Origin of the sequence: Enterocloster aldenensis, from assembly GCF_003434055.1 — a bacterium.
Taxonomy (GTDB): Bacteria; Bacillota; Clostridia; order Lachnospirales; family Lachnospiraceae; genus Enterocloster; species Enterocloster aldenensis.
Genome location: NZ_QVEX01000010.1, coordinates 33,121 through 56,787 on the forward strand (window position 1 = coordinate 33,121; position 23,667 = coordinate 56,787).

The window sequence follows — 23,667 nt, forward strand, 5'->3', positions numbered from 1 at the left end:
TTTTTCTTCCTTTTTTCCCGGCAGCTTGTGATACTCACAATTTACTCTTCTCTCAGTAACCTTGCCGCCACCGCCAAACCGATTCCCATTGTGCTACTACTCTTTTTCCTGACTATTCCATAATTTCCTCGTCGTCCAGATTCGTTTCTATTACAGTCCCAACGCCAGCTGCGTTGCTTCATAGATTGCCTTCTTCGCGTCCCCGGCTGCCAGAGCATCCCCAATACGATACGCCTCTATTCCCAAACCGTCCATCTGCTCATAAAGTTCTGTATTAGCTTTCGCTCCAAATGCAAGAATCATTGCATCATATCCGGTCAGCTGTTTTGTTACTCCATCCTGGGTATACTCAATCCCATCCCTGTTAATCTTTAAAACCCTGCTGTTAAGGACAAAACATACGCCAAGCGCTTCCAGATGGCTGACTAATCTGGTCCGCACTTTCTTCGGAGCCGATGGCGCGGCCTGGCTTAACATATCCACCAGGGTCACATGATTCCCCTGTTCACAGAGAAATTCCGCTGTTTCGGCCCCCACCAGCCCGGCTCCCAGTACCATCAGTTTCTTTCCTGTAAATTGCTTCTCGCATCTTAAGATATCCTGTGCCAGGCAAACCTGCCCACCATCAACTCCTTCAATGGATGGCACTAGGGGAACTGCCCCCACAGCCAGGATGACCAGGTCGAATCCCTCCTGTTTCAAACATCCCAGGTCAGCTTCTACCCCATAGACCACTTCGGCTCCATACTTTTTACAGAATTCCAGATATGTACTGATGGTCTTGCCTAAATCCTGCTTCATAGAAGGGATGCTGGCCAGACGGTACTGGCCTCCTGCTGTCTGTTCCTTTTCAAACACCTTAACCTGGTGCCCCCGTTTTGCAAGTATCCATGCCGCCTGAAGGCCAGCCGGCCCAGCACCCACAATGCCAATCCGCTTCTTCTGGTCTGCCGTCTTGATGTTCCAGATTCCCTCTTTTCCGCTGAACGGATTCATCATGCAGGAAGTGCCGTTTCCTTCCTCAAAGGACTCGCTATAAAAACAGCGTTGCAGACAGCCTGTGCATGTATATAGTTCCTTCAGCCTTCCTTCCCTGACCTTTACGGGAAAATGCGGATCACAGATAGACTGACGGCCTAATGCCACAAAGTCAGCACTGCCGGAAGCAAGAACACCGGCAGCCTGGGATGGATCGTTGATCCTGCCTACTCCAATGACCGGAATTCCCAATACAGACTTAACCTTTTTGACATTTTCCATATTAAATGCGGTTTTTGTGTAATACGGCTGGATTGGATCTCCACAGGAGATATGGACCGCATCCGCTCCCGCTGCCTCAAACAGCATGGCCTGGGCGGCTGCGTCCTCAATACTGTTTCCGCCATGAAATCCTTCCTCTCCGCTGGTCCTGACACATACCGGAAAATCATTTCCGCACGCGGCCTTTACCGCGCATATCATTTCGCAGACAATACGGGCGCGGTTGGTAACGCTGCCACCATATTCATCTACCCTTTTATTTACGCCTTTGGATAAAAACTGGGCCAGCAGGTAACCATGGGCGCCATGAATCTCAACACCGTCAACCCCCGCTTGCTTTGCACGCTCTGCCGCCTTGACAAATTTATGGATAACCGTTCTGACTTCCTCTCCTGTCAACGCATGTACGTTCTCCGCCTTTCCGGGTGCCGTCAGGTGACTGGCCCCCACGGCGGGTAGCACGGTTGTTCCAACTCCCTGGAGACGGCCCGCGTGATGGAGCTGGGCAAAAACCAAGCCTCCTTCGCGGTGTATCCGGTCAGTCAGGGACGTGAGCATCGGAATAAAGCAGTCATCATAAATTCCCGCCTGGGTCCTGCTGGCCAGACCTTCCTCACTTACGCAGAGATATTCCGTAATAATAAGGCCAAACCCCCCCTTTGCCCTCTCTCCATAATAGTTCAGGGCCTGTTTGCTAAACTGGTGTTCCGCCGTGGTATAATGGCTGTCCATGGCCGGCATTACAAACCTATTCTTAATCTCCAGCTTTCCAATTTTTAATGGTTCAAATAATGCTTCATACATCTTGTCTTCCTCCTGTTCAAAGAAGCCGTTTAATCTTCCACCAGGCTCATCCCATTGGTCTCAATGACCCGCCGGTACCAGTTAAATGACTTTTTGCGGAACCGTTCCAGGCTCCCGCTTCCATCGTCATTGCGGTCCACATAGATCATTCCATACCGCTTGCTCATCTCTGCGGTCGAGGCGCTGACCAGGTCAATGCATCCCCATACGGTATACCCCATGACCTCCACCCCGTCCTTTATGGCCTCGCCCACTTCCACCAGGTGGCGCCGCATATAATCGATACGGTAATCGTCGTTGACCGTCCACTCCCCCTTCTCATTTTGCACCAGACGGTCCGTGGCTCCCAGACCGTTCTCCACGATAAACAGCGGTTTCCGGTACCTGTCATAAAACTGGTTCAGCACAATCCTAAGCCCCAGCGGGTCAATCTGCCATCCCCATTCGCTGGCCTTCAGGTAGGGATTGGAGATACCTCCTATGAGGTTCCCTTCTCCTGTTTCCATCTGATCCGCGCTTTCACACACGCTGACATAATAGCTGAAGGATATGAAATCCACTGTGTTTTTCAGGATTTCCTCATCCCCCGGCTCCATCTTGATGCTCACGCCCTCTGCCGCCAGATCGCGGTCCAGATACTTTGGATAGTTCCCGCGGACCTGCACATCCGCGAAAAAATAATTCTTCTGTTCCGCCTTCATGGCCGCCAGTACGTCTTCCGGCTTCGGGGTCAGCGGATAGGTGGGCATCGCCAGAATCATACAGCCAACCTTTGCTCCCGGCATCATCTCATGGGCCAGTTTCACCGCCATGGCCGATGCCACCAGCTCATGATGGATTGCCTGATACAGGTCCTGCCGCGTCAGGTTCTCCCTGGGCGTCAGAATGCCGCCGCTGATCAGAGGCTGATGCAGGACAGAATTAATTTCATTGAATGTCAGCCAGTATTTGACCTTGCTCCTGTAGCGCTCAAAAACCACCCGGCAGAAATTTATATAGTGTTCAATCAACTTTCTGCTGCGCCATCCGTCATACTCCCTGGCAAGGTGCAAAGGCGTCTCATAGTGGGAAATCGTAACCAGCGGCTCCATTCCGTATTTCCGGCATTCGTCAAATACATCATCATAAAACTTCAGTCCCTTTTCATTGGGTTTTGCATCATCCCCATTTGGAAAGATCCTGCTCCACGCGATTGACAGGCGGAAAACCTTAAAGCCCATTTCCGCAAACAAAGCAATGTCTTCTTTATACCGGTGGTAAAAGTCGATTGCCACAAGCTTCAGATTATCCGCGGTCGGCGCATCCGTGGGCGCGCCTTTGATTCCCTTTGGCATGATATCCTGGATAGACAGGCCTTTTCCATCCTCCTGGTACGCGCCCTCGCACTGGTTGGCGGCCACAGCGCCTCCCCACATAAAATCCGCAGGAAACCTCATTTGATTCATACTCCCGCCCCCTCTCCTTCATCCTTTAAAAACTGTTCCGGAAGCGTGGAATCCTTCAGGATAGCCCTTCCTACTCCAATCAGGTCTGCCTTTTCTTCCATAAGCAGCCGTTGGGCCGCGGCCTTTTGCGTAATTCCGCCTGTCAGAAGGACCGGAATCCCCACTTCCTTTTTTATGCATTCAGACAATTCTGAAAACCATCCCTGCTCCTGATGGCCTGGCCGCACAAAGTCGCACATGCCGCCTGTCACGCTGATCATGTCCGCTCCGGCAATCTCGAAAATCTTACCTACCGTTGCCGCCTCTTCCTTCCCGGAGCCGCCCTCCATATAATCGCAGGCCCCCAGGCGGACGGAAATCAGGAAATCAGGCCCGGCTGCTTTTCGTAATTCTTCAATAATCCCAACATGCAGACGGGTCCTGCCGGCCAGATTCGTTCCCGCGTAATATCCAACCCTTTTATTTGTTAAAGGAGAATAAAACTGATTCAGCAGGTATCCATGGGCAGAATGTATCTCTACGCCATCGTATCCAGCCTCCTTTGCGCGGACGGCCGCCGCCGCAAAACACGCAGTTACCCGGTCTATATCAGCCTGTGTCATTTCTTTTGGCAAATCCGCCCCGGCTGCCCGGCCCGGTATATTCACGGCGCTGGCGCTGATGGTATTAAGCCCCGTAAGAAGACGGTCCGTCTTGCTGCCTGCATGGCTAAGCTGCAGGATTACCGGCACCGAGTTTTGGTGTATGGTATCCGCCAGCTCCCGAAGGCCTTTGATACAATCATCCGACGCGGCAGACAGCTGTTTTCTCCCCGCCTGCCCTTCCGGGCTCACATAACAGTGCTCCGTAACAATCAGTCCAAGAGATCCGCCTCTGGATTTTTCGTCATAATACCGGAGAAGCGCCGGAGTTACCCGGTTGTTTTCCGCCTTTCCCGTCTCCATTGGAGCCATGACAAGGCGGGATGATAAGCGGATGTTTCCTGCCTTAATTGGTTGTTTTAACAGATTCATACTGATTTTACCGTCACCTTTCTTCTCCCGGATAAATGACTCCCCAGCTTTTCCGCAGCTCATCCATGATATTCATGTAATCCACTGATTCCTCCAGCGGCATGATACTGCTTTCCAGTTTGCCCTGATTAATACAGTTCATGACTTCATTCAGCTCGTACTGGTAACCCAGTCCCTCATAGGGCATTTTGTAGCACTTTCTTTCTCCGGTTTCATAATCTTTAAGTTCAAATTCAACCGCCACGAAAAAAGACGGTATGCGGATACGGCCTTTCGATCCGTATATAACACAGTCCCAGGGTGACGCAGTGTCCGCGCCGCAGATAAAGGATGCCATCTGCCCCTGGGGGAACCGCAGGATAACGCTGTCCCGCACATCCACCCCATTCCTAAGGTTTGCATATCCGAAGTATTCCTTTGGGCGCGCGCCGTATAGATACCCGGCAAAAGAAAGAGGATAAATCCCGCCGTCCAGCAAGGTTCCTCCTCCTGCCTTCGGGTCGTAAAGGTGGTTCTGTGGGTCGTAAGGATAATCATAGGAGAAGTCCGATACAATCTGATGGACTTCTCCTATGCTTCCCTGGTCAACCAACGCTTTCACCCTCACTACCGCCGGTATGAAACGCGTCCACATGGCTTCCATCAAAAAGACATGGTTCGCCTTTGCACACGCCTTCATCTCTGATGCCGCCTTCCCATTTAAGGCAAAGGGCTTTTCACACAATACGTTTTTTCCATGCTCCATTGCAAGCTTTGCATGGTCCAAATGAAACGCGTTCGGTGTTGTGATATAAATAATATCTATGTCCGGGTCGCGCACCAGGTCATCATAATTCTCATATGCCCTTTCAATCTTCCATTTGCAGGCAAACGCCTTTGCCTTCCCCTTTGTATTGGATCCCACTGCCAGGACCCTGGCACCTTCCGCCATGGAAAAGCTGGGCATCACCTTATTTGCAATGAATCCCGGCCCCATAATTCCCCAGTTATATTCTCTTTTCATGCCTGCATCAGTTCTTTCCTATTAAAGATGTTTACGCTGTTACTACATTTCCCCATATTCCGGAATGCGTAGTACGCGCCTATGAGGTTCGCGTTGTTATAATACCGGCACGCTTCAATCCGAGGCATGGGGACTACCCCGTGGAACAGCATATGTATCTTCCTGGCCTCTTCCCGGATCAGCCGGATATAATTGCTTTCAATACTGATGCCTCCTCCAAAGGCAATCACATCCGGGTCAAAGATGCACTGCAGATTATGGGCCAGCAATGCCGCGTCTCTGGCCGCGGTACGCACAGCCTTGTCCGCCAGTCCGTCTCCGTTTGCCAGCCGTTCAAATATTTCCTCGCACCGCAGGCCGGCGTCGCCGTAAGCGCGAACAATCTGGGCCGGAATACTTCTGCAGCCCCACATATTGCTTTCTATATCCCAGCTGTCATCCCTTACCCCATCGTCCTGGTAAATCGCATAGGATATTTCACCTGCAAAGAGATTCGTTCCCCGCAGGATTTTTTTGTCTACAATCACCGTTCCTCCCACTGCGGTGCCAAGGGTCAGGATAATACCGTTCTTTGCCTCTTTCAAAACACCCGCGTACAGCTCCGCGGTCGCCGCTGCCTTTGCGTCATTTTCAATCGATACCGGCAGGCCGTCGCAAAGTTCGCTGATTCTCTCTTTCATCGGGATATCCCGGATATAATCCAGGGAACCTCCTGTATACATGAATCCTCTATCCACATCAATGATTCCCGGTATACTGATTGCAATCCCCGAAATACCCTGATACATTTCATAGACGCTTCTGATTACATGTAAAAAGCTGTCAAGATTGTCCCGCGGAGTGGCAACACTGCTTACCTCTGTTACATCCAGATCCTCATCCAACACCGTGTGTTTCAGGAAAGAACCGCCTGCGTCAATACATAAAATTCCCATCTATTCTCTCCATCCCTTACAGTTTGTCACTGTTAAAAATTGAAGAAGACATGATTATCCATTTCATAGAGTCCAATCATTTCCCCATTGGCTCCTTTCAGCCGGCAGGAGCGGTAAACATGCCCCGGAAACAGCTGGTCATTCACGACCACCGGCTCAAATCTTTCTTCCTCTATTCCTTTGCTTTTTAATTCAGCAATTGCCTGTTCCAGGTTGCTGACACTGATTCCCAGATGATTGAATGTTCCCGCCACGCCGTTTTCCACACATGCCTTGTTGGCACACTGCATGATTTCCAGATAAAGGCCATCCAGCTCTATCAACGCCCACTTCATGGGATAATATCCGCTGATGTCCCCGGGATGGTCTTCCACGGTTTCCTTCACGATTCCAAAGGGGAGCTGTTTTGTATAAAAATGCATTGTCATTTCATAATCATCTGTAAAAAGCCCTATATGGGCAAGTCCGTTAAATATCCGCTCCATGCCTTCCTCCTGTCAGACCGTTGTTGTAAGGCTCACTCTGTTTCCCGTCTCTGCCGCCTTTTCAATGGCCTCCAGAACCTCAATTACATGGCGCGAATGTTCCGGTGACAGTCTTGGCGGACGCCCCTGTTCAATCGCGTCAATCAAATCCGTAATTACCTGGGCCTGGAAATATTCCTCCTGGGGCTGATCCTTCATCGGCAGCGGGTCAATCCAGCCGCGCAGTCCGAGCTCCGGCTGATCCACATACACATGGACGGCGGCGGTACCGGTATAGCCAATGCCTCCGTCAACTGCGATGGTGCCCTTATCTCCATAAATTTCAATTCCCGCTCCCGGATGGACATTGGCCTTCTCAATGAAGCCCGTATTCACCATTCCAAGGGTGCCGTTGCCAAAATCCAGTGAAATAAGATAATTGTCCGGAAGTTCACTGCTGTCAAACTGCTGTCCGTCCAGGGCGCCGGATCGGATGGTGCGTTTCGGCTCAGACACAGTTGCCATACAGCATAAGCTTCTGACCGGACCGATGAGGGCCACTACCTGGTCAATCCCATGGACTCCCAGGTCAGGAAGGGCGCCCGCCCCCTTTTTATAAAACCAGGATGGGTCGGTATCCCTGTACTGGTAATATTCAGGCCCGCCGTGGGTAACGTCCATCTTAATCAGGGAAGGATGTCCAATCAGACCTTCGTTAATCAGTTGTTTTGCAAGACGGATTTCAGGGCGGTTCCGATGGACCGGGGCCGTTGAAAGGACCACATGGCGTTTCCTGGCCAGTTCTATCTGTTCCGTTGCCGCCTTCACATCCGGCGCAAATGGCTTCTGTGAATACAGATGTTTGCCCGCCTCCAGAATCTTCATATTCACTTCATGGCGTCCAATGATGGATGAGACGCTCATACAGATTTCAACTTCTGATTCAGCCAGAAATTCATCGATATCATCATAATATTGGTCAATTCCGAATTTCTCCGCTATCTGCGCCGCCCGTTCCCGATTGCTGTCGCAGACAGCGACAATCCTGGCATTCTTAATTTTCTCCATCTGTGGGATATAAACTGTCTCCGCAATATTTCCACAGCCCACGATACCGATTTTCCAAATTTTCATATCATATCTCCTCGTTTTTAAATCCAACGCCTCCCCTTTAGGCGGCCACCCTTCCCTTCTGAAGCTGAAGCTTATTGTTATAATCCGCACGCGTGGATATACACATAAACACCAGTACAATCATGGAAATGATAACCTGCGTAAACGTACTCTTGATACCCAGAAGGATAATCAGCAGTTTTACCATCTGAAGGGTTACGCTGCCAAAGTAGATACCAATAAACTGATTGGTAGCAGCCCCAAGGGCCTGGCCGATAAACACGCACATCATGGCGTCAAAACAGGTGCCCATGGTACTCATTGGCGATGAAGACGCCTTCCACACCCCGGTCCTTGCCAGTGTAGCAAAGGCGTAAAGCCCTGCAAATGTGCTGGCGATTACAAGAACCCTAAATTTAACTCTGTAAATATCAATGCCTTCCTGGGCAGCGATTGCCGCCCCGTTACCCACCGCGCGTACATGGTAGCCGAAGGGTCTTGCGTAAAACAGGAACATTGCGAACACAAGCACAGCCGCCCCAAATAACAACATGGGAACCGCTTCGCCCAGAGCCACATATTCCCCTGTAATAAAAACTCCGGCTCCGTCAAAGATAATGGCCGACAGGCTTTCCATCAGGTAAACCATGCCAAGGGATACAATTAAGGTAGGAATCTTAAGAAGGTAATACAACGTGCCTGTGATACAGCCGCAAAGCAGGCCTGTGCCCGTACAGAGTACAAACATTCCAGCCGGCCCCAGTCCCAGCATGGATGCCAGATTGCCGCCTACAATCGCGGCAATCATCGCGGCCGCTCCTACCGAGAAATCCCAGTTCCCGATTTTCATATTATAGCTGACCCCCCAGGCCAGAATGGCCGCAGGCACCGACTGGTACACCATGTTTTTTAACGTTCCCAGACCGATATTCTCCGGGAATATCAGCTTCATAACCACAATCAGAAGAACCGGCAGGGAAATAGTTTTCAATGCTGCAACCACATTTTTTGCAACCTTATCCATATTAAACTCCTTTTTGTTTCAGAATCCATTCCATGGAATATTCATCCATGATTTGCTGAAGGGTCTCTGCATTCAGGCTTTCATTATTCGCTTTTACCAATGTGTTCAGGTACTCTTCCGTATAGATATCTCCTACATGGGACAGATCAGAGCCAAAATAGGTTTCAAATGTCTTACACTCCTCCGCGCTTGTAAGGAAGATATACTTCTGCTGGCAGCAGATATAGGAATCCGACAGCGGAGTTCCCGCTACGGCGTTATAGCACATGGCAAAGCTGTAAAGAGCGTCCGGAGCCATTCCGCCGCAGGCCACAGCCAAGGTGCCATTGTTGAAGGCGTCTTCCATTCCTGTGAAAAAGTCCCTTGTCACCAGTTTCACGCCCGTATTGGCCAGAAGCTGTACGGTAGCTTCCGCCATTCCCTGGGATCCTGCTCCCGAAAGAATCATATCCATGTCAGGATAAGCGTCCAGGAAATTTTCAATATTGGAAATTGTCACATTTGCGTCACCGGTATCTGAAACAGTATACTCTGCCATTTTATTGACTCCATATGCTTCCATACCATCGTTAAAACCGGCTGTAACCTGCTTCTCAAAGGGAACCGTGGGGGAGTTATATCCAACCCCTGCATTTTTATGCCCCGCGTCAGCCGCTATCTTCACCATCTCCTTTGCCGCGTCATAGTCAGCCTCAAAGGTCATACCAACAAAATATGGATTGGCCGTAACCTGCTGCCGGATGGTATCATCAATGATATCACGGAAACACAGGGAGAAATATACACCAGCTTTTTCACACATTTCAGATGTCTTCTGAGTAACGGTATCTGCCAGCGGGATAATAACAATTCCGTCCACGCCGCCGGAAATCAGATTCTGCACTGAGTTAAGCTGTGTATCATTGTCAAGGCCGCCGATTTCCCATTTCACATTCACGCCCCATGCTTTCGCTGCCTCGTTTACCAATGCATAGACAACGGAACCCAAGGCATCTGTTTTGCTGTAAAATACAACGCCGATTGTCTTATCCCCGCCATTGTCCAGGTTCTCCACGTCTTCTGCCGCGTTCTCCGTTGTCTGGCTGCTGGCAGGCGCTGTGCCGGAACACCCTCCCAGCATGGAAACTGCCATTACAGAAAGTGCAAGTACAAGTAGTAATGCTTTCTTCATTTTTCATTCTCCTTTTCAATTCATTGGTTAAATAGCAATCGCGCTGCTGTTCCTGTCATAAGTAAAGTAAACAAATAGTATAAATACGGCGCCTTTCACAATATTCACCAAATCCGGATTGACACCCCAAATAGAAAGTCCGTTGCTCAGCATATAGAAGGAAAACGCGCCAAGCAGAACACTGTAAAGTCTTAATCTGGTGCCTCCCGACAGCGGGATTCCGCCTAATACAACCGCAATCAGGGTGTTGGTCTCCAGATTCTGTCCGCAGGTGGAGGAAACCCCTCCTGAACGGATTAGGGTAAGGAACGCGCAGGCTCCTATGCACAGGCCGCTCATGATAAACGCGTATGTCTTATATCGGTTTACCGGTACGCCGCTAAGCAGCGCGGCCTCCGCGTTTGAACCAATTGCCTTGTTGTACTGTCCGATTTTCGTGTGTTCCATCAAAATGTATCCGGCCACGAAAACAATTAGCACCACCAGCCCATAAAACCACGCCACATTCAGTCTGGAAAAGGACGCCGGGGCATTCATGATAATAACTGCCGACAGTGTCTGGGTCATCCCTTTTCCAAGTATCATGACACACATTCCAACCACAAAGGCCGGCACATGCATCTGCGTATGTACAAACGCGCTTACAAGGCTTAAAATAACACCTGCAATCATTCCAACCGGCAGCACCAGGAGCGGGGAAATCCTCCCTGCCAGGGCTGCGGCCATACAGCTGATGGCCGTGGCGCCTCCCAGGGAAAAGTCAAGATTGCCATGGGCCATTACAAAAGCAGCTCCAACGCTTGCTACGATTACAAGAGCAGCCTGTATCATCAATGTCTCTATATTGGAAATTGTCAGGAATCTTCCGCCAGTCGTAAGACTGAAGAGCAAAAAGATAATGATAAATCCCATAAACGGAACCGCTGATTTTAAATCAAATTTTTCTTTTTTTCTCTTTTCATTCATAGTTTTTACTCATCTTTTCCTTCTGAAATTATGTGATATCATCCTTTACCGGCATCAAATCATCACCTTAATAATCTTACTCTCTGTAAGCCCTTCCGAACGGCTGTATTCTCCAGATATCCGCCCGTCCTTCATGATTAGTACGCGGTCTGCCATGCCCAGAACCTCGGGCATTTCTTCGGATATCATAATCATTGATTTGCCATTTTCCTTTAATTCGGTCATCAGGTCATAGATTGCAGACTTTACGCCGATGTCGATACCCCTGGTGGGACAATCCATGATGAAGATATTGGAATTGTTGGCCAGCCACTTTGCAACAACTACCTTCTGCTTGTTACCGCCGGACAACTCCTTTGCAAGCTGTGTCACCCCGCTCATTTTCACAGAAAGCTTCTTCGCCATCTCCTCCGCAAGACGTCTTGCCTTTTTCTTACGGATCAGACCGCGCACCTTCAGGTTGTCCAATGACGGAAGGATAATATTATCCTCAATACTGGCTCCCAGGAACATGGACTCCCTGTCCCTGTCTTTCGGCATGTAGCCAATGCCGTTTTCAATGGCAGTGGTGGTATTATCAATCACAACATTTTTATCCGGAAGAATTACCTGGCCGCTGTCCAGCTTCATCCCCCCAAATAGACCTTTGGCCAGATCATGCATCCCGCAGTCCGTCAAACCACATATACCAAGAATTTCCCCTTCAAACAGCTGAAAGCTGATATCCTTAAACTTCTCACCATAAGAAACATTCCTTGCTTCAAGGACAACCCGTTCCCCATGGCTTTCTTCCTGGGAATCACGGTAATAATGGTCGGTCAGGTCCCGTCCTATCATCAATGTCCTCATCTTATCAACATTAATGTCATCCCCCCTGAGGGTATCCACATAATGTCCGTCGCGGAGGATGGTTACACTATCGCACAGGAGGACCAGCTCGTCCAGATCATGGGAGATAAAGATGACCCCCCGCCCCTCATTGCTGCTGTTCCGGATGATATCATAAATCTGGTCCCTGCCCTTCTGGGACAAAGCCGTGGTTGTCTCATCCACAATCAGCAGCTCGGGATGGGTTCCCAGAGCAGTTGCAACCTCTATGAGCTTACGCTCTTCAAAGGAATAAGCCTCCACCGGATCTCCTGCCTTGATATCCTCAATTCCCATATCCCCAAGTATCTGCTGGGCCTTCTCAGTCATTGCCTTGATATTGACCATCCCCGCTTTCCCAAAGGATGCTTCCTTTCCCAAAAACATGTTCTCCGCTACCGTCAATCCGTTGATAGTGCCGGACTCCTGAACCAGGATACTGATTCCCTTATTCCTGGAATCCAGCAGCGACGCCGGTTTATGTACCTGACCCTTGTACCACATATTACCGGAATCCGGCTTATTTACTCCGGTTATCATGGATACCAGCGTGGATTTCCCCGAACCGTTTTCACCAATCAGCCCGCGGACTTCCCCTTTCTTGACTTCAAGATGGACGTCCGCCAATGCTTTCGTGGAGCCAAAGGTTTTACTGATGCCCTCAACTTTTACTAATACTTCTGGATTATTATCTTTCATGGGTTACCATACTCCTTTAAATGAGCAGAAACCGTCTTCTGCCATGACTGTGGTTCCGTTAATCGCAGACGCTTCGTCCAGAGAAAGCAGGTGGAATACGCCCGCGATTTCTTCCGGTTCCTCCACTCTTTGTTTCATATGGAAGGTTCTTGCTTCCTCTTCGATAGAAGGATCCATAAGCCTTGTCCTCACGGTTGCAGGAGCCACCGCCGCACACCGGATGCCATAAGGGCCAAGTTCCTTTGCGAAGACCTTCGTCACCAGGTTCACGCCTGCTTTTGCCGCATGATAACCAACGCTGACATTGGTCGCAAGATAACCGCAGATGGAACTGGTATTTAATATGACTCCCTTTCCCTTTTCTTTCATGTATCTGCCTGCATGGACCGACATGTAAATTGTCCCCATCAAATCCACCTGGATGACATCGTTCACTTTCTGCAGGTCTGCCTCCAGAGGGGTTTTGAGTTCCCCCACAATGCCCGCAATGTTGCAAAGAACATCCACTGCGCCATACATCTGCACTGTCTTATCGACTACCTCTTTACAGTTTTTCTCATCTGACACATCCAGCTTAAAATATGTAACTTCTCCTAACGGCCCCAGTTCATCCAGAGCGGCCTGAACCGTCTCCTCATCATCGATACTGGCAACAACCACCTTATTTCCATATTCAAGGAACCGCTTCGCTGTCTCCAGGCCGATTCCCCTTGTGCCGCCTGTAATTAATACAATTCTGTCCTCTTTCATTGGAATCTCCATTTATCTCCGTAATCGCCGGGTGAATCTATTTTCCTCCGATTTCGTCCCAGTTTTCCCCTTCATCCGCTTCCAGCAGCTCCACAATTGTTTTTATTTCGGAATGGACATCCATGTATGCGTACTGGCCATTTTTCGGAAAATCCGGCCATGTTCCGTACTGCATAAGTTTTGCATTGCTTCTGTCCTCGACGTCCTTTAAAGCCTCTTTTATATTGTCCGTCTTAAAGGCAAGATGGTGAAGTCCTTCCCCATCTCTGTCCAGGCACTCTTTCCATACGGAATCCCCCTCGCCATACGGGGATACCAGTTCAATCTGGATGTTCTCCAAATTGAATAACGCCTGATGGCAGCGCCCATAACATGGTTTGCCCCAAAGTTCCTGGCCAGTCACTTCATATGGTTCCGTTACCCCCACGAAGTCTGCCTTCATTCCCAGAAAACGTTCAAATGCCGCAACGCTTTTTTCTAAATCCCGCACCAGAATCCCAATCTGCCTGATTTGTTTTGTCCTGATTTTTGCCATCTTATTTTCCTCCTTTTTCATGTCACCCCAGTGACCTGTACGCATTTTATTTTTATTCCATCAGAGATCGTTCCGCGTCCGCCCTCATTACGCCGCCAAATGTCCTTGAATTATAACCGGTCTTTAAAGGCCGGAAGGTAAAGTCCGTTGTCATCCCGCAGGTTTTCCCCTCCCTGGAGGAGTGGTCAATCCCGCTTATAAGTTCCAGCGTATGCAATGCAAATTCCTTACTGCACCGGCTCTGTCTGCCAAGACGCATGGCCCAGGCCATCTCCGCCGCTCCCACTCCCCGGTGGCCATATGACTGCTCATAAGCAGTGGGATTGTCAAGGATAACGCTTCCATCATATCCATGGGTGAATGGCAGCAGGCACGGCTCTCCAATCTCCCGTATCAGCTTTACTTCCCCGCAGAATGTATTGGGGTCACCAATCTGAAGAATACCTTCAGTTCCGTAGATATAAATCATCGGCATCTCCTTATTGATGCTTAAACCATTAAAATGCAGCATTCCCAGTACTCCGTTCCTGAACCGCAAAGCTGCTGTCATCAGATTACTCCCTTCCAACTGCCAGCTTTCCTTATTATCCATAAAAAGAAACTCTTTTTCATGTACAGGGGCTGGAGCCGAGAATCCGCTGACACTGTCGACCGGCCCTAACAGACTTAGAAGGGCCGCCACGTAATACACCCCTACGTCCATGGAAAATGCTCCTCCCGGACCGTTCTGTATGAAGCGGAATGCCTCTGAAAGCAGGGGATGATTTCTGTTTATACTGGCGAAACAGGAAGTTACCTTGCCAATCAGTCCTGCGTCAATCGCCTTTCTGGCGGTCTGAAGCCCTGCGCCTAAGACAGTATCCGGCGCGGCTCCCAGGTACAGCCCTCTTTCATCAGCCAGCCTTACCAGTTCCTTTCCTTCCTTAAACGTAACCGCAAGTGTTTTCTCTGTAAAGACATGCTTTCCCGCTTCCAACATCTGCCTGATGACACTGTAATGCGCTCCAGGTCCTGTAAGATTCACCACCAGTTCAATTTCATCCGAAGCCGCCACTTCCTCCATGGTCATAACCGTTTCAATCCCATAGGCAGCCGCTTTTTCCTGCGCGCTCTCCAGCCTGATATCACAGACCGCAGTCAGATCAATGATGTGGAAAAGATCCTTAAGATTACGAATGTAAATATTGCTTATCATACCGCAGCCAATCACAGCTGTTTTTACAGGTTTTATATTTTTCATGTCCCATCCTTTACTTTTTAGTACATATATCTCATATTTTTATTTTATTTGAGACATATGTCCCATTTTATGGTAAAAAATATCCCAGATATTAGTTATCTGGCCGTTCCTTTCATTCTTTCAGTGTCAGCTTACCATCATGGCCGCTTTAACGCGGATAACAGAAGCTCCACCTGTAAATCCAGCATCTCCCGTCCATACCCCAGTTCGTTTCTGTAAACCCCTTCTCTGGGCAGGATGCGCTGCGCCATGGCGATGCATGCATTAATCAGGGTATACAATGTCAATTCCGGGTTCTCTAAAGGCTGGATACTGTTATCCTCAAGTCCTCTTAAGATATTGCCCAGCATCTCTTCCCTTCCCCTGGTAGACATGATTTCCTTTTCAAACTGCACAGCCTCTTTGGTAACAGGAATGAACCGCGGGAAAAAATAATCGAAATCGCGCATGAAAATTATCTCATCCACATTATTCATCATAAACGTCACCTGTGCTTTTAACTGCCACACAAGGGCCTCGTAGCCATTCTCAAATGTCATCCTTGGAGGGATAATGGCTGCTTCCATAATTTTCATAACAGATTCACTTGTCAGACTGAATAGGATTGCCTCCTTTGAGGAAAAGTGCCGGTATAACGTACTGCGGCTGCATCCCAGCTCTTTGCATATATCATTCATCTCAATGTTCACGATGCCATTTTGCGCAAAAAGCCTTCTGGCAATCACCAGTATCCTTTTATCTGTTTCTCTAAATTTATCTGTTACGCTTCCACTTTTCATATTATCACTCTTCATTCCAAATTTAGTAAATACCCTTAAAAGCAGTGTATCCGTCATCCATCATCAATACTGAGCCGTTGATGGCGGATGCCTCATCTGTTGTCATAAGCCAGATTGCTTCCGCAGCCTCCCTGGCCCCTATCAGGCGTTCCTTAATATGTAACCCGGCTCCCTGCTTTTCCCAATCAGAGGAATTCATCCCCGTCTTCACGCCTCCCGGCGCAACCGCAAGACACCGGACGCCGAAAGGAGAAACTTCCCTGGCCAGAACCTTAGTAGCCATATCCACCGCGCTCTTGGAGCAATGGTATCCATAATCCTCTGCCGTAACCATGGTCCCGCTGATTGAGCTTATATTAATGATGGTTCCTGATCCCTGTTCCTTCATGCGGCCGGCTGTAATCGTGGACATCCGGACAGTTCCAGACAGATTCACCTGCATGGTATGTTCAAAATCCGCAAAATCTGTCTTTAAGGGAGGACCTACCTGTCCCCTTACTCCGGCTGCGTTAATCAGAACATCCACTCTTCCATACTTATTTATAACATCATTTACCAGCTTAGCGCAACTCTTTTCATCCGTTACATCCAAATCGTGGTAATCCGCATCCCCCTCCTTTTTAAGTACCAGCATCGCGGCGTCAACTATATCCTGCGGATCAAGACTGGCAACAACCACGACGGCATGTTCCTCAAGGAATTTCCTGGCTGCCGCGAAACCGATTCCACTGGTTCCTCCGGTGACAATGACTACTTTTCTCATAATGTATAACCTCATTCCGTATTTGTGAAACTAACGCGCAGATATTTTATTTAAATTCACCTTCTACAAATGGTCCGTATTCATAGAAAAACTTACTGAATCTCCATTCCCCATTTTCCCTGCGGGCCTGTATGCGCCAGCGTGAACCGATGATATCCAGCCTTTCTGTCTCTTTAGAAATGGTATACGGCGGATTAATCATGGTATTATCCATATGGTAAATAACAATATCCGCAGTATCCCCATGGACATCAATCGATTTAACCCTTCCCATGTGCAGGCAGCGTCTGGAGCCGGATTTATTAAGCTTCAGCACATTGGTAATTCCCCTCTTATCATGGATACCCAGCGGCGGAAGGTACGCAACCACATCATCGGTCCAGACATCCTTAAAGAATCCGAAGCTGTCCGTATCAATCGCGAAACAATATTTAAAGAAAAGCTCTTCAATCTGCTCTTCGTCTGTCCCAATGTTATCCCTGTTCTTAATTACGTTCCATGGTGCATCGTACTCCGCGCAGATTGCGTTCAGCCTTGTGCCAAAATAGAATCCGTTCTTGTCAATAATAGGCGCCCAGTTTTCCACAAAAGATAAATCCCCAGTCCCCTTCACTGTAATAAAAAATCCTGTCTCATCTCTTGTAAGGATGTTTGCGTCATCTGTCAGAAGATCAAAACGGATACTTTGCATCTGCCAGCCTTTTTCAGTTTTAACCCAGCTGTTGGCAAATAAACCGTTAAAACAATAGTGAGCATATTCCGCGCCTGAACTGTCCGACATCAATGCCGAGATACCCGCCGACTGTTGGGCCCTGTTCCCTTCAATCAGGCAGACATAATTATTAATGAGGAATCTGGAATAGGTTGTCTTTCTTGTCCTTGTCTTCAGGTTGTTCTTCAGAAGATCCCTGCTGCAGGACTCCCCAAATATGCTGAAATTCGCGTATGTATCAACAGCAACCACCTCATCCAGCCCATCCATGTTATTTGTTTCCCATGACTTGATAAACTTTGAAAATGCGTCTTTTATTTCCGCATAGTCACTTTTCTTTTCCATTGCTTTTTTTGCCTCGCTCATTGTTCTCTCCTCTTCATGGTTTAATTTTTCGGTACACGTGTCCCGTTTATGATTTTATAATAACTCTATATATTACCGCTGTCAATTATTATATATATACAATGTTTTTTGTGTATTCTGCACATATTTTTTTATAATTTTTTGTTTTTTATATGTTATATCATAATTATTAAATGCACTAAAAAGAAACATATGTGTCATTTTGTGTAATCATCGCCATATCCACTACTTGGATTTACTAATGCTAATATTATATTGTCGAATACTTGTCGACACTTATAATATCAACAACATTTTAATTTATAATGTCCCTTCTTATCCCGGATTAACTAACTGGCTTTGGTGTATGAACTTGACTTCCTGTATTATAAAATCAAGCTAATAGGAATGGAAGCTTCCATAACCAATGGTATACTGAGGTTTTAGAAAGGCTGATTCTTTAACGTTGTGAGGAAATTCACCAGTCAGAAAATTTGTCTCAATTCAAGGGGTTCAACCTCATAAAAGCAATCAGCAGCGCGAGTGGCCGAACATTTGGAAACAGACATCTTCATTATTTTAAAAATGGTTAGACTCCTCTTATAACGGAATCTAACCATAGGAATATCAAATATTAACTAAATAACGTTGGATTAAATCGACATTGTAATCCCGTTCAGGCTATCCCCCGGCAGCCCTAATCCCGCAGGAAACACCCCCTAAGGGATATCTTGTCCATCATTCACGGACATACCCCCGAGTCAAAATCCAAAGGGCTCACGGCCCGTTTGAGGAAGTCAACCCTTGACTTTAAAGAATCGGCACCGCTTTGGTGAATCATACATATGCTACTTGTAAGAAAACTGGTAAAAAACATATGTTTTATCAGGACCTTCCATTCCTTTTTGATTTGGCAACCATCTTCTGAATCAGCATTCCGCTGCTTAAATCTCCAACTACATTAATCGCAGTCGTGGGGGCGTCTGTTATGGTATGGAGAGCCATAACGGCTGCAAATGTTTCCATGGGCCATCCGAATACAGAGAACAGTAGGAATGGACCGCCGCCTGGAATTGCTCCGGCAACAAAAGGATATACCACAGCCATCAGAATACAGGTTCCTAAAATCTGCGGTGAGAAGAAATTCTGCCCCAGCATTGCACACTCAAACGATACGGTCATTGCCGCCATGATTGCTGTACCTTCTTTGTGCAGGTTACATCCCAGTGGCATAACAATACTGGCCACATCCTCATCCATCTCTGCCTTTCTGGCGGCTTCCACATTGGCCGGAACGCTGGCTGCTCCAGAACATGTTCCAAGGGCGGTTAAAAATGGGGCTACCATACATTTCCAATAGGTTGCAACTCCCCTCATCCCATCTGCAATAAACGCATAAATACTATGGGCTGCCGCCATATAAACCAGGGTTCCAATCCAGGTGGCGATTCCAATCTTCATCAATGGTCCGGCTGTATTGCCGCCGCTGGTACCCATGAATACAGCAAAGTAGCACCCAAGACCAACCGGAGCAAACTTCATAATAGAGTTAATGAATTTTGCAATCAGTGCATTCAGGGAGTTTACAATCTTCAGCAATGGCTCGCCTTTTTCTCCCAGGCCGCGCAGTGAAAACCCAGTAATCAGCGCAAATACTACTACGGCCAGCAGCTTCTGTACACTCCACAAATCCTTGAAATCTGATACCGTCAGCTGACCGACCAGGTCAATCCTGACTTCCTTCATTTCCTCTGCAATGGCATCCGCCGGGAGCGCGGCTCCTTTTGCCGCGTCAATCACTCCAAAATAAACAGTAAACACAATCGCTGCTATCACAACAGTTGCGACAAAAAATACAGCTGTCCAGGACAGCAATGTCCCAGCTTCTTTTCCGCTCTTTAAATTTGCGATGGAACACACAATAGAAACAAATACAAGTGGTACTACAACGCAGAATAACAGGTTCAGAAACGTAGATGCAATCGGCTCTACCACGGCAATTCCCGGTCCAATCAGCTTCCCGGCAATACCGCCCACCAGCATTCCCAATAAAAGCAATAATGAATCCTTGTAATTTTTCAATACCTTCATAACTTCCCTCCCGAACTATTGATTCATGATTTCACGATACGCAATTATGATATTGTCAACAACGGCTTTGACTGTTTCCGGTGTTGTAGCCAGATTCAACCGGAAAAATCCACTGTATTTTTCTCCGAACCACTCGCCATAGTCTACGGCCAGGCGGCATTTTACCTGAACAAAATCATATACATCACGGTTGACTGGCGCCTTACCGTTCAAACTCACAGGTTCCCTTGTGGGATGCTCCACATCAATTATATTTCTTAAATCCAGCATCGGCAGATAGGTTCCTTCCATATCGCATACAATAATCCCTGGCGCTTTTTCCGCCAGTTCTTTCTTTAAATAATCATAGTTGCCGCTAATCACATCCTTTAATGTCTCCAAATATGCACTACCGTTAACATATCCTGCTTCGGCCGCCGTAATACCCATGATATTCCAGTCTGCCTGAACATTCTGTGCTGCATATGCGTCATACCTTGCACGGAGCGATTCACCTGGAATGATGATATTGGCATGTACCAATGCAGCAATATTGAAGGTTTTGGAACTCGCAAATGCAAGAATTAGATTGTTGGCATATTTTCCGCCGGATACTGCGGCCGCACAAATCTGCTTGTGATTTCCGTATGTAAAATCCTGGTGGATTTCATCGGAAAATACAATCACGTCATGTTTCTGGCAGATGCAAAGCACATGATCCAGTTCATCCTCGGTCCAGACACGTCCGCAGGGATTATGAGGTGAACAGAGGAAATACATCTTTACATCATTCTCTACAATATCCTTTTCAAACTTATCATAATCAATGGAAAAATGACCGTGATTGTAATTCATATCGCAGGATACAACCTTACGTCCGCAATCCCTGATTGCGCCGGCAAAGGGATAATATACCGGAGTATTAATAATGATACTGTCACCCGGATGGGTAAATGCATTTACAAAATAATACATGGCAGCGACAATACCATTTGTCAGGCGGAGCATTTCCTTCTCTGGCCGGAATCCATAACGGCTTTCCATCCAGTCAAAGCATGCCTCATAGTAACTTTCCGGAATGTACGCATATCCATATGCGCCATGTGCAACCCTGCGGTGCAGAGCATCTGTAATGCATTCCGGAGTGCGGAAGTCCATATCCGCAACCCACATCGGAATTAAATCCTGGTCACCAAAGCGTTGTTCGAGAAGATCCCATTTCAAAGACACCGAGTTTTTCCTCTGTACTGCATAGTGTTTTACAAATTGTTCCCTGTTCATTTGAACACCCTCCATTTACCTTTTTCATGAAAAACGCCCTATACTCAGCTGTTTTCCTCTTAATTATTTGACATATTTATTATAATATGGTATGTTCTTTAAGAAAAGCGACAATAAATCACGAAATCCTTGACAAAACATCAAGGATAAGAGGATACGGTTTTGGATGTTGAGAAAGCAAGGGCGCTAATCTGCGTTATTGAGGAAAGAAGTATTTCTGCTGCTGCAAATAAGATGGGATACACCCCCTCAGGCATCAGCCGGATGATGACATCATTGGAGGATGAGCTTGGATTTCCGCTGTTAATCCGCAAAAAAGAGGGAGCATCCATGACGGCCGATTGCAGAAAGATGCTTCCTGTCATCAGGGATTACATCAGAAGTGACGAGGAATGTCTTCAGATGGCAGCAAAGATTCGCGGTATGGAAGTAGGTAATGTAACCATAGGAACCGCATACAGTGAGTATTACCGATGGCTGTCAGAATGCATAAAGGACTTCCATGAGAAATACCCGGGAATCCGTATGGAGTTATCCTCCGGATACAGTTCAGACCTGGTGAATAAGGTATTAAACCATAAGCTGGATATGGCAATCGTCAGCCACAGAGATGAGGTTGATGAATGGATTCTTTTATGCAGAGATCCCATGATGGTATGGGTCCCGGAAAAACACCGGCTTGCCGGCCTTAAGGGGGTCCCGATTGAAGAATTCGCAAAAGAAAACTACATTGATTCGAACTCAGAATATGTGACGGATAACGCGCTGATATTGGATAAATACGGAATTAAGCCAAACATACAGATTCAGTCAAAAGACAGTTATGCATCCTGGCAAATGGTAGAGGCCGGTCTTGGGATTGGTCTTAATAATTACATGAACAGTAAGGACCGAATCGGTGATGTAAAGATTCTCCCTCTTATCCCGGAACAGACAGTGGAGATTGGGATTACTTACAGCCGCGAGATGGCCCTGGCTGGCAGGATATTTATGGAGCATCTGAAAAGCGAATATATTTCAAAGCTACCTGTATAAATCATGAAGGGACATCTTCATAAAGCTTCTTTAATCTGCCAGAGCTTATGTCAATGTTTAAGGAAGCGGCAGACATCAAAACCGCCGATGAACTGAACTTACCGACTCCCGAGGTCATTTATGAAACAGTGGTTGCAAAGCCCACGGAAATACAGTAGGAACTGGTGCAGGAGCTTTCAGAACGAGCTGCCAGAATACACAATAATCGCATAGACCCTTCTATCGACAATATGTTGAAAGTAACCTCCGATGAGCGAAAATTGTGGCTTGACCAAAGGGTGATAAATCCCCTGCTATCCGATGATGATAACAGTAAAGTAAACACCTGTGTCAACAACATTCTGAATATATGGGAGAACAGCAAGGAGGAAAAACTGACGCAACTTTTGTTCTGAGACCTCTCTACCCCGAAGGGCAAACATCAAACTGACAAAGTAGCAAAGGCATGCAACAGTGCTATCAATGGTATGGAACTCCATGCCCTTGAAGATGCCCTACCCAACGATGTAACAGCCCCTAAATCACAATTTAGCATTTATGAAGATATAAAGGATAAGCTCATTGCAAATGGTGTGCCTGCCCATGAGGTGGCTTTTATCCATGATGCCAATACCGATGCTCGCAAAAAGGAGTTATTTGCAAAGGTGCGTAGCGGCGATGTTCGTGTTCTGCTTGGCAATACAGCCAAATGAGGTGCCGGCATGAATGTGCAAGACCGTCTTGTGGCTCTCCATGACCTCGACTGTCCGTGGCGACCAGGGAATTTAACCCAACGCTCTGGCAGAATTATCCGTCAAGGCAATGAAAACGAACAAGTTAAAATCTTTCGCCATGTCACAGAGGACACCTTTGATGCCTACCTCTGGCAAATGGTAGAAAACAAGCAAAAATTCATCAGGCAGATTATGACATCAAAATCTCCTGTTCGCTCCTGTGAGTACATTGACGAAGCTGCACTCTCCTATGCCGAAATAAAGGCTTTGTGTGCAGGCAACCCTTTGATAAAGGAAAAAATGGACTTGGATATTGAAGTGGTACCACTGAAGCTTTTAAAAGCCAATCACCAGAGCACAAAATACCGTTTGGAAGATAACCTGTTAAAGCATTTTCCCGAAAGCATTGAAAAATATAAGGGTTTTATCAAGGGCTTTACCATGTATTTAAGCTATGCTGCCTCTGGCAACGAGCATACTCTTGCTCTTAAAGGTTTAATGAGCCATATCGCAAAGCTTGGGCTTGATGCAACAGCAGTATGTATGGTGATGACATAGAGGATTTGAGAAAAAGCTATGACAGACTTTGGGGTGCTGCTGAGGAAATCATGCTCCGACTGGCGGCAATTTGAAATCCGTATCATGGACAGATAAAAAATGACCTGCTATGCTTATCTCAA

General features: G+C 47.5%; 20 protein-coding genes and 2 pseudogenes. 2 read left to right on the forward strand and 20 right to left on the reverse strand.

Annotated features, from left to right (window positions below; translation table 11 throughout):
* Nucleotides 1-150: 150 nt before the first annotated feature.
* The 20 genes and pseudogenes from DWX59_RS18315 to DWX59_RS18405 all read right to left on the reverse strand — a co-directional run bounded on the left by DWX59_RS18315 (nucleotide 151) and on the right by DWX59_RS18405 (nucleotide 21,239).
* Entirely contained in the window at nucleotides 151-2,064 is a 1,914-nt protein-coding gene (locus DWX59_RS18315; protein ID WP_117560661.1) for an NAD(P)/FAD-dependent oxidoreductase, read from the reverse strand.
* Nucleotides 2,065-2,093: 29 nt separating this feature from the next.
* Complete coding sequence (locus DWX59_RS18320; protein ID WP_353626706.1) at nucleotides 2,094-3,500, reverse strand: glycoside hydrolase family 1 protein; 1,407 nt, start codon at nucleotides 3,498-3,500, stop codon at nucleotides 2,094-2,096.
* 5 nt (nucleotides 3,501-3,505) lie between these two features.
* On the reverse strand, nucleotides 3,506-4,522 hold the full coding sequence (locus DWX59_RS18325) for an NADH:flavin oxidoreductase (RefSeq protein ID WP_117560754.1): 1,017 nt from the start codon (nucleotides 4,520-4,522) through the stop codon (nucleotides 3,506-3,508).
* 13 nt (nucleotides 4,523-4,535) lie between these two features.
* Nucleotides 4,536-5,525, reverse strand: a complete 990-nt coding sequence (locus DWX59_RS18330) for a Gfo/Idh/MocA family protein (protein ID WP_117560663.1) — start codon at nucleotides 5,523-5,525, stop codon at nucleotides 4,536-4,538.
* Nucleotides 5,522-6,460, reverse strand: a complete 939-nt coding sequence (locus tag DWX59_RS18335) for an ROK family protein (protein WP_117560664.1) — start codon at nucleotides 6,458-6,460, stop codon at nucleotides 5,522-5,524. The genes DWX59_RS18330 and DWX59_RS18335 overlap by 4 nt, the downstream gene beginning before the upstream one ends.
* A 32-nt stretch (nucleotides 6,461-6,492) precedes the next feature.
* Nucleotides 6,493-6,945 carry a VOC family protein gene (locus DWX59_RS18340; protein ID WP_117560665.1) on the reverse strand — a complete coding sequence of 151 codons (453 nt, stop codon included), beginning with the start codon at nucleotides 6,943-6,945 and terminating at the stop codon, nucleotides 6,493-6,495.
* Between the two features lie 12 nt (nucleotides 6,946-6,957).
* Nucleotides 6,958-8,058 (reverse strand): Gfo/Idh/MocA family protein, encoded by a 1,101-nt coding sequence (locus tag DWX59_RS18345; RefSeq protein WP_117560666.1) that lies wholly within the window; start codon nucleotides 8,056-8,058, stop codon nucleotides 6,958-6,960.
* Nucleotides 8,059-8,095: 37 nt separating this feature from the next.
* Nucleotides 8,096-9,061: an ABC transporter permease gene (locus DWX59_RS18350; RefSeq protein ID WP_117560667.1), complete on the reverse strand. Its 966-nt coding sequence runs from the start codon at nucleotides 9,059-9,061 to the stop codon at nucleotides 8,096-8,098.
* A 1-nt stretch (nucleotide 9,062) separates the two neighbouring features.
* Complete coding sequence (locus tag DWX59_RS18355) at nucleotides 9,063-10,232, reverse strand: sugar ABC transporter substrate-binding protein (RefSeq protein WP_117560668.1); 1,170 nt, start codon at nucleotides 10,230-10,232, stop codon at nucleotides 9,063-9,065.
* 27 nt (nucleotides 10,233-10,259) lie between these two features.
* Nucleotides 10,260-11,198 carry an ABC transporter permease gene (locus DWX59_RS18360; RefSeq protein WP_117560669.1) on the reverse strand — a complete coding sequence of 313 codons (939 nt, stop codon included), beginning with the start codon at nucleotides 11,196-11,198 and terminating at the stop codon, nucleotides 10,260-10,262.
* Between the two features lie 54 nt (nucleotides 11,199-11,252).
* Nucleotides 11,253-12,764, reverse strand: coding sequence for a sugar ABC transporter ATP-binding protein (locus DWX59_RS18365; RefSeq protein WP_117560670.1), 1,512 nt, complete (start codon nucleotides 12,762-12,764; stop codon nucleotides 11,253-11,255).
* 3 nt (nucleotides 12,765-12,767) lie between these two features.
* Complete coding sequence (locus tag DWX59_RS18370) at nucleotides 12,768-13,514, reverse strand: SDR family NAD(P)-dependent oxidoreductase (RefSeq protein WP_165641962.1); 747 nt, start codon at nucleotides 13,512-13,514, stop codon at nucleotides 12,768-12,770.
* 37 nt (nucleotides 13,515-13,551) lie between these two features.
* On the reverse strand, nucleotides 13,552-14,049 hold the full coding sequence (locus tag DWX59_RS18375; RefSeq protein WP_165641963.1) for a VOC family protein: 498 nt from the start codon (nucleotides 14,047-14,049) through the stop codon (nucleotides 13,552-13,554).
* A 52-nt stretch (nucleotides 14,050-14,101) separates the two neighbouring features.
* Entirely contained in the window at nucleotides 14,102-15,289 is a 1,188-nt protein-coding gene (locus DWX59_RS18380) for a Gfo/Idh/MocA family protein (RefSeq protein WP_117560673.1), read from the reverse strand.
* A 137-nt stretch (nucleotides 15,290-15,426) separates the two neighbouring features.
* The gene (locus tag DWX59_RS18385; RefSeq protein WP_235845100.1) at nucleotides 15,427-15,864 is read right to left on the reverse strand and encodes a hypothetical protein; all 438 of its coding nucleotides are present in this window, start codon (nucleotides 15,862-15,864) and stop codon (nucleotides 15,427-15,429) included.
* A gap of 33 nt (nucleotides 15,865-15,897) precedes the next feature.
* Nucleotides 15,898-16,125 (reverse strand): annotated as a pseudogene (locus DWX59_RS30065) (TetR/AcrR family transcriptional regulator); the annotation flags it as partial.
* Entirely contained in the window at nucleotides 16,091-16,831 is a 741-nt protein-coding gene (locus DWX59_RS18390; RefSeq protein ID WP_165641965.1) for an SDR family NAD(P)-dependent oxidoreductase, read from the reverse strand. The pseudogene DWX59_RS30065 and the gene DWX59_RS18390, both read right to left, overlap by 35 nt.
* Nucleotides 16,832-16,877: 46 nt before the next feature.
* On the reverse strand, nucleotides 16,878-17,909 hold the full coding sequence (locus tag DWX59_RS18395; RefSeq protein ID WP_117560676.1) for a nuclear transport factor 2 family protein: 1,032 nt from the start codon (nucleotides 17,907-17,909) through the stop codon (nucleotides 16,878-16,880).
* Nucleotides 17,910-18,773: 864 nt separating this feature from the next.
* Nucleotides 18,774-19,979: a dicarboxylate/amino acid:cation symporter gene (locus tag DWX59_RS18400; protein WP_117560677.1), complete on the reverse strand. Its 1,206-nt coding sequence runs from the start codon at nucleotides 19,977-19,979 to the stop codon at nucleotides 18,774-18,776.
* A 15-nt stretch (nucleotides 19,980-19,994) separates the two neighbouring features.
* Nucleotides 19,995-21,239 (reverse strand): MalY/PatB family protein, encoded by a 1,245-nt coding sequence (locus tag DWX59_RS18405; RefSeq protein WP_117560678.1) that lies wholly within the window; start codon nucleotides 21,237-21,239, stop codon nucleotides 19,995-19,997.
* A gap of 162 nt (nucleotides 21,240-21,401) precedes the next feature.
* Between DWX59_RS18405 and DWX59_RS18410 the strand changes: the two genes are divergently transcribed.
* Both DWX59_RS18410 and DWX59_RS18415 read left to right on the forward strand, forming a co-directional pair.
* Nucleotides 21,402-22,274, forward strand: a complete 873-nt coding sequence (locus tag DWX59_RS18410; RefSeq protein ID WP_117560679.1) for a LysR family transcriptional regulator — start codon at nucleotides 21,402-21,404, stop codon at nucleotides 22,272-22,274.
* Between the two features lie 26 nt (nucleotides 22,275-22,300).
* A pseudogene (locus DWX59_RS18415) lies at nucleotides 22,301-23,545 on the forward strand (helicase-related protein); the annotation flags it as partial.
* Between the last annotated feature and the right edge of the window lie 122 nt (nucleotides 23,546-23,667).

What these genes read in the sequence shown, in the direction of transcription:
- DWX59_RS18380 (WP_117560673.1), bottom strand. Translation starts at nt 15,289, where the DNA reads ATGAAAAATATAAAACCTGTAAAAACAGCTGTGATTGGCTGCGGTATG.
- DWX59_RS18320 (WP_353626706.1), bottom strand. Translation starts at nt 3,500, where the DNA reads ATGAGGTTTCCTGCGGATTTTATGTGGGGAGGCGCTGTGGCCGCCAAC.
- DWX59_RS18355 (WP_117560668.1), bottom strand. Translation starts at nt 10,232, where the DNA reads ATGAAGAAAGCATTACTACTTGTACTTGCACTTTCTGTAATGGCAGTT.
- DWX59_RS18360 (WP_117560669.1), bottom strand. Translation starts at nt 11,198, where the DNA reads ATGAATGAAAAGAGAAAAAAAGAAAAATTTGATTTAAAATCAGCGGTT.
- DWX59_RS18385 (WP_235845100.1), bottom strand. Translation starts at nt 15,864, where the DNA reads ATGAAAATTATGGAAGCAGCCATTATCCCTCCAAGGATGACATTTGAG.
- DWX59_RS18325 (WP_117560754.1), bottom strand. Translation starts at nt 4,522, where the DNA reads ATGAATCTGTTAAAACAACCAATTAAGGCAGGAAACATCCGCTTATCA.
- DWX59_RS18335 (WP_117560664.1), bottom strand. Translation starts at nt 6,460, where the DNA reads ATGGGAATTTTATGTATTGACGCAGGCGGTTCTTTCCTGAAACACACG.
- DWX59_RS18405 (WP_117560678.1), bottom strand. Translation starts at nt 21,239, where the DNA reads ATGAACAGGGAACAATTTGTAAAACACTATGCAGTACAGAGGAAAAAC.
- DWX59_RS18395 (WP_117560676.1), bottom strand. Translation starts at nt 17,909, where the DNA reads ATGAGCGAGGCAAAAAAAGCAATGGAAAAGAAAAGTGACTATGCGGAA.
- DWX59_RS18330 (WP_117560663.1), bottom strand. Translation starts at nt 5,525, where the DNA reads ATGAAAAGAGAATATAACTGGGGAATTATGGGGCCGGGATTCATTGCA.
- DWX59_RS18315 (WP_117560661.1), bottom strand. Translation starts at nt 2,064, where the DNA reads ATGTATGAAGCATTATTTGAACCATTAAAAATTGGAAAGCTGGAGATT.
- DWX59_RS18365 (WP_117560670.1), bottom strand. Translation starts at nt 12,764, where the DNA reads ATGAAAGATAATAATCCAGAAGTATTAGTAAAAGTTGAGGGCATCAGT.
- DWX59_RS18400 (WP_117560677.1), bottom strand. Translation starts at nt 19,979, where the DNA reads ATGAAGGTATTGAAAAATTACAAGGATTCATTATTGCTTTTATTGGGA.
- DWX59_RS18375 (WP_165641963.1), bottom strand. Translation starts at nt 14,049, where the DNA reads ATGGCAAAAATCAGGACAAAACAAATCAGGCAGATTGGGATTCTGGTG.
- DWX59_RS18345 (WP_117560666.1), bottom strand. Translation starts at nt 8,058, where the DNA reads ATGAAAATTTGGAAAATCGGTATCGTGGGCTGTGGAAATATTGCGGAG.
- DWX59_RS18340 (WP_117560665.1), bottom strand. Translation starts at nt 6,945, where the DNA reads ATGGAGCGGATATTTAACGGACTTGCCCATATAGGGCTTTTTACAGAT.
- DWX59_RS18370 (WP_165641962.1), bottom strand. Translation starts at nt 13,514, where the DNA reads ATGAAAGAGGACAGAATTGTATTAATTACAGGCGGCACAAGGGGAATC.
- DWX59_RS18350 (WP_117560667.1), bottom strand. Translation starts at nt 9,061, where the DNA reads ATGGATAAGGTTGCAAAAAATGTGGTTGCAGCATTGAAAACTATTTCC.
- DWX59_RS18390 (WP_165641965.1), bottom strand. Translation starts at nt 16,831, where the DNA reads ATGAGAAAAGTAGTCATTGTCACCGGAGGAACCAGTGGAATCGGTTTC.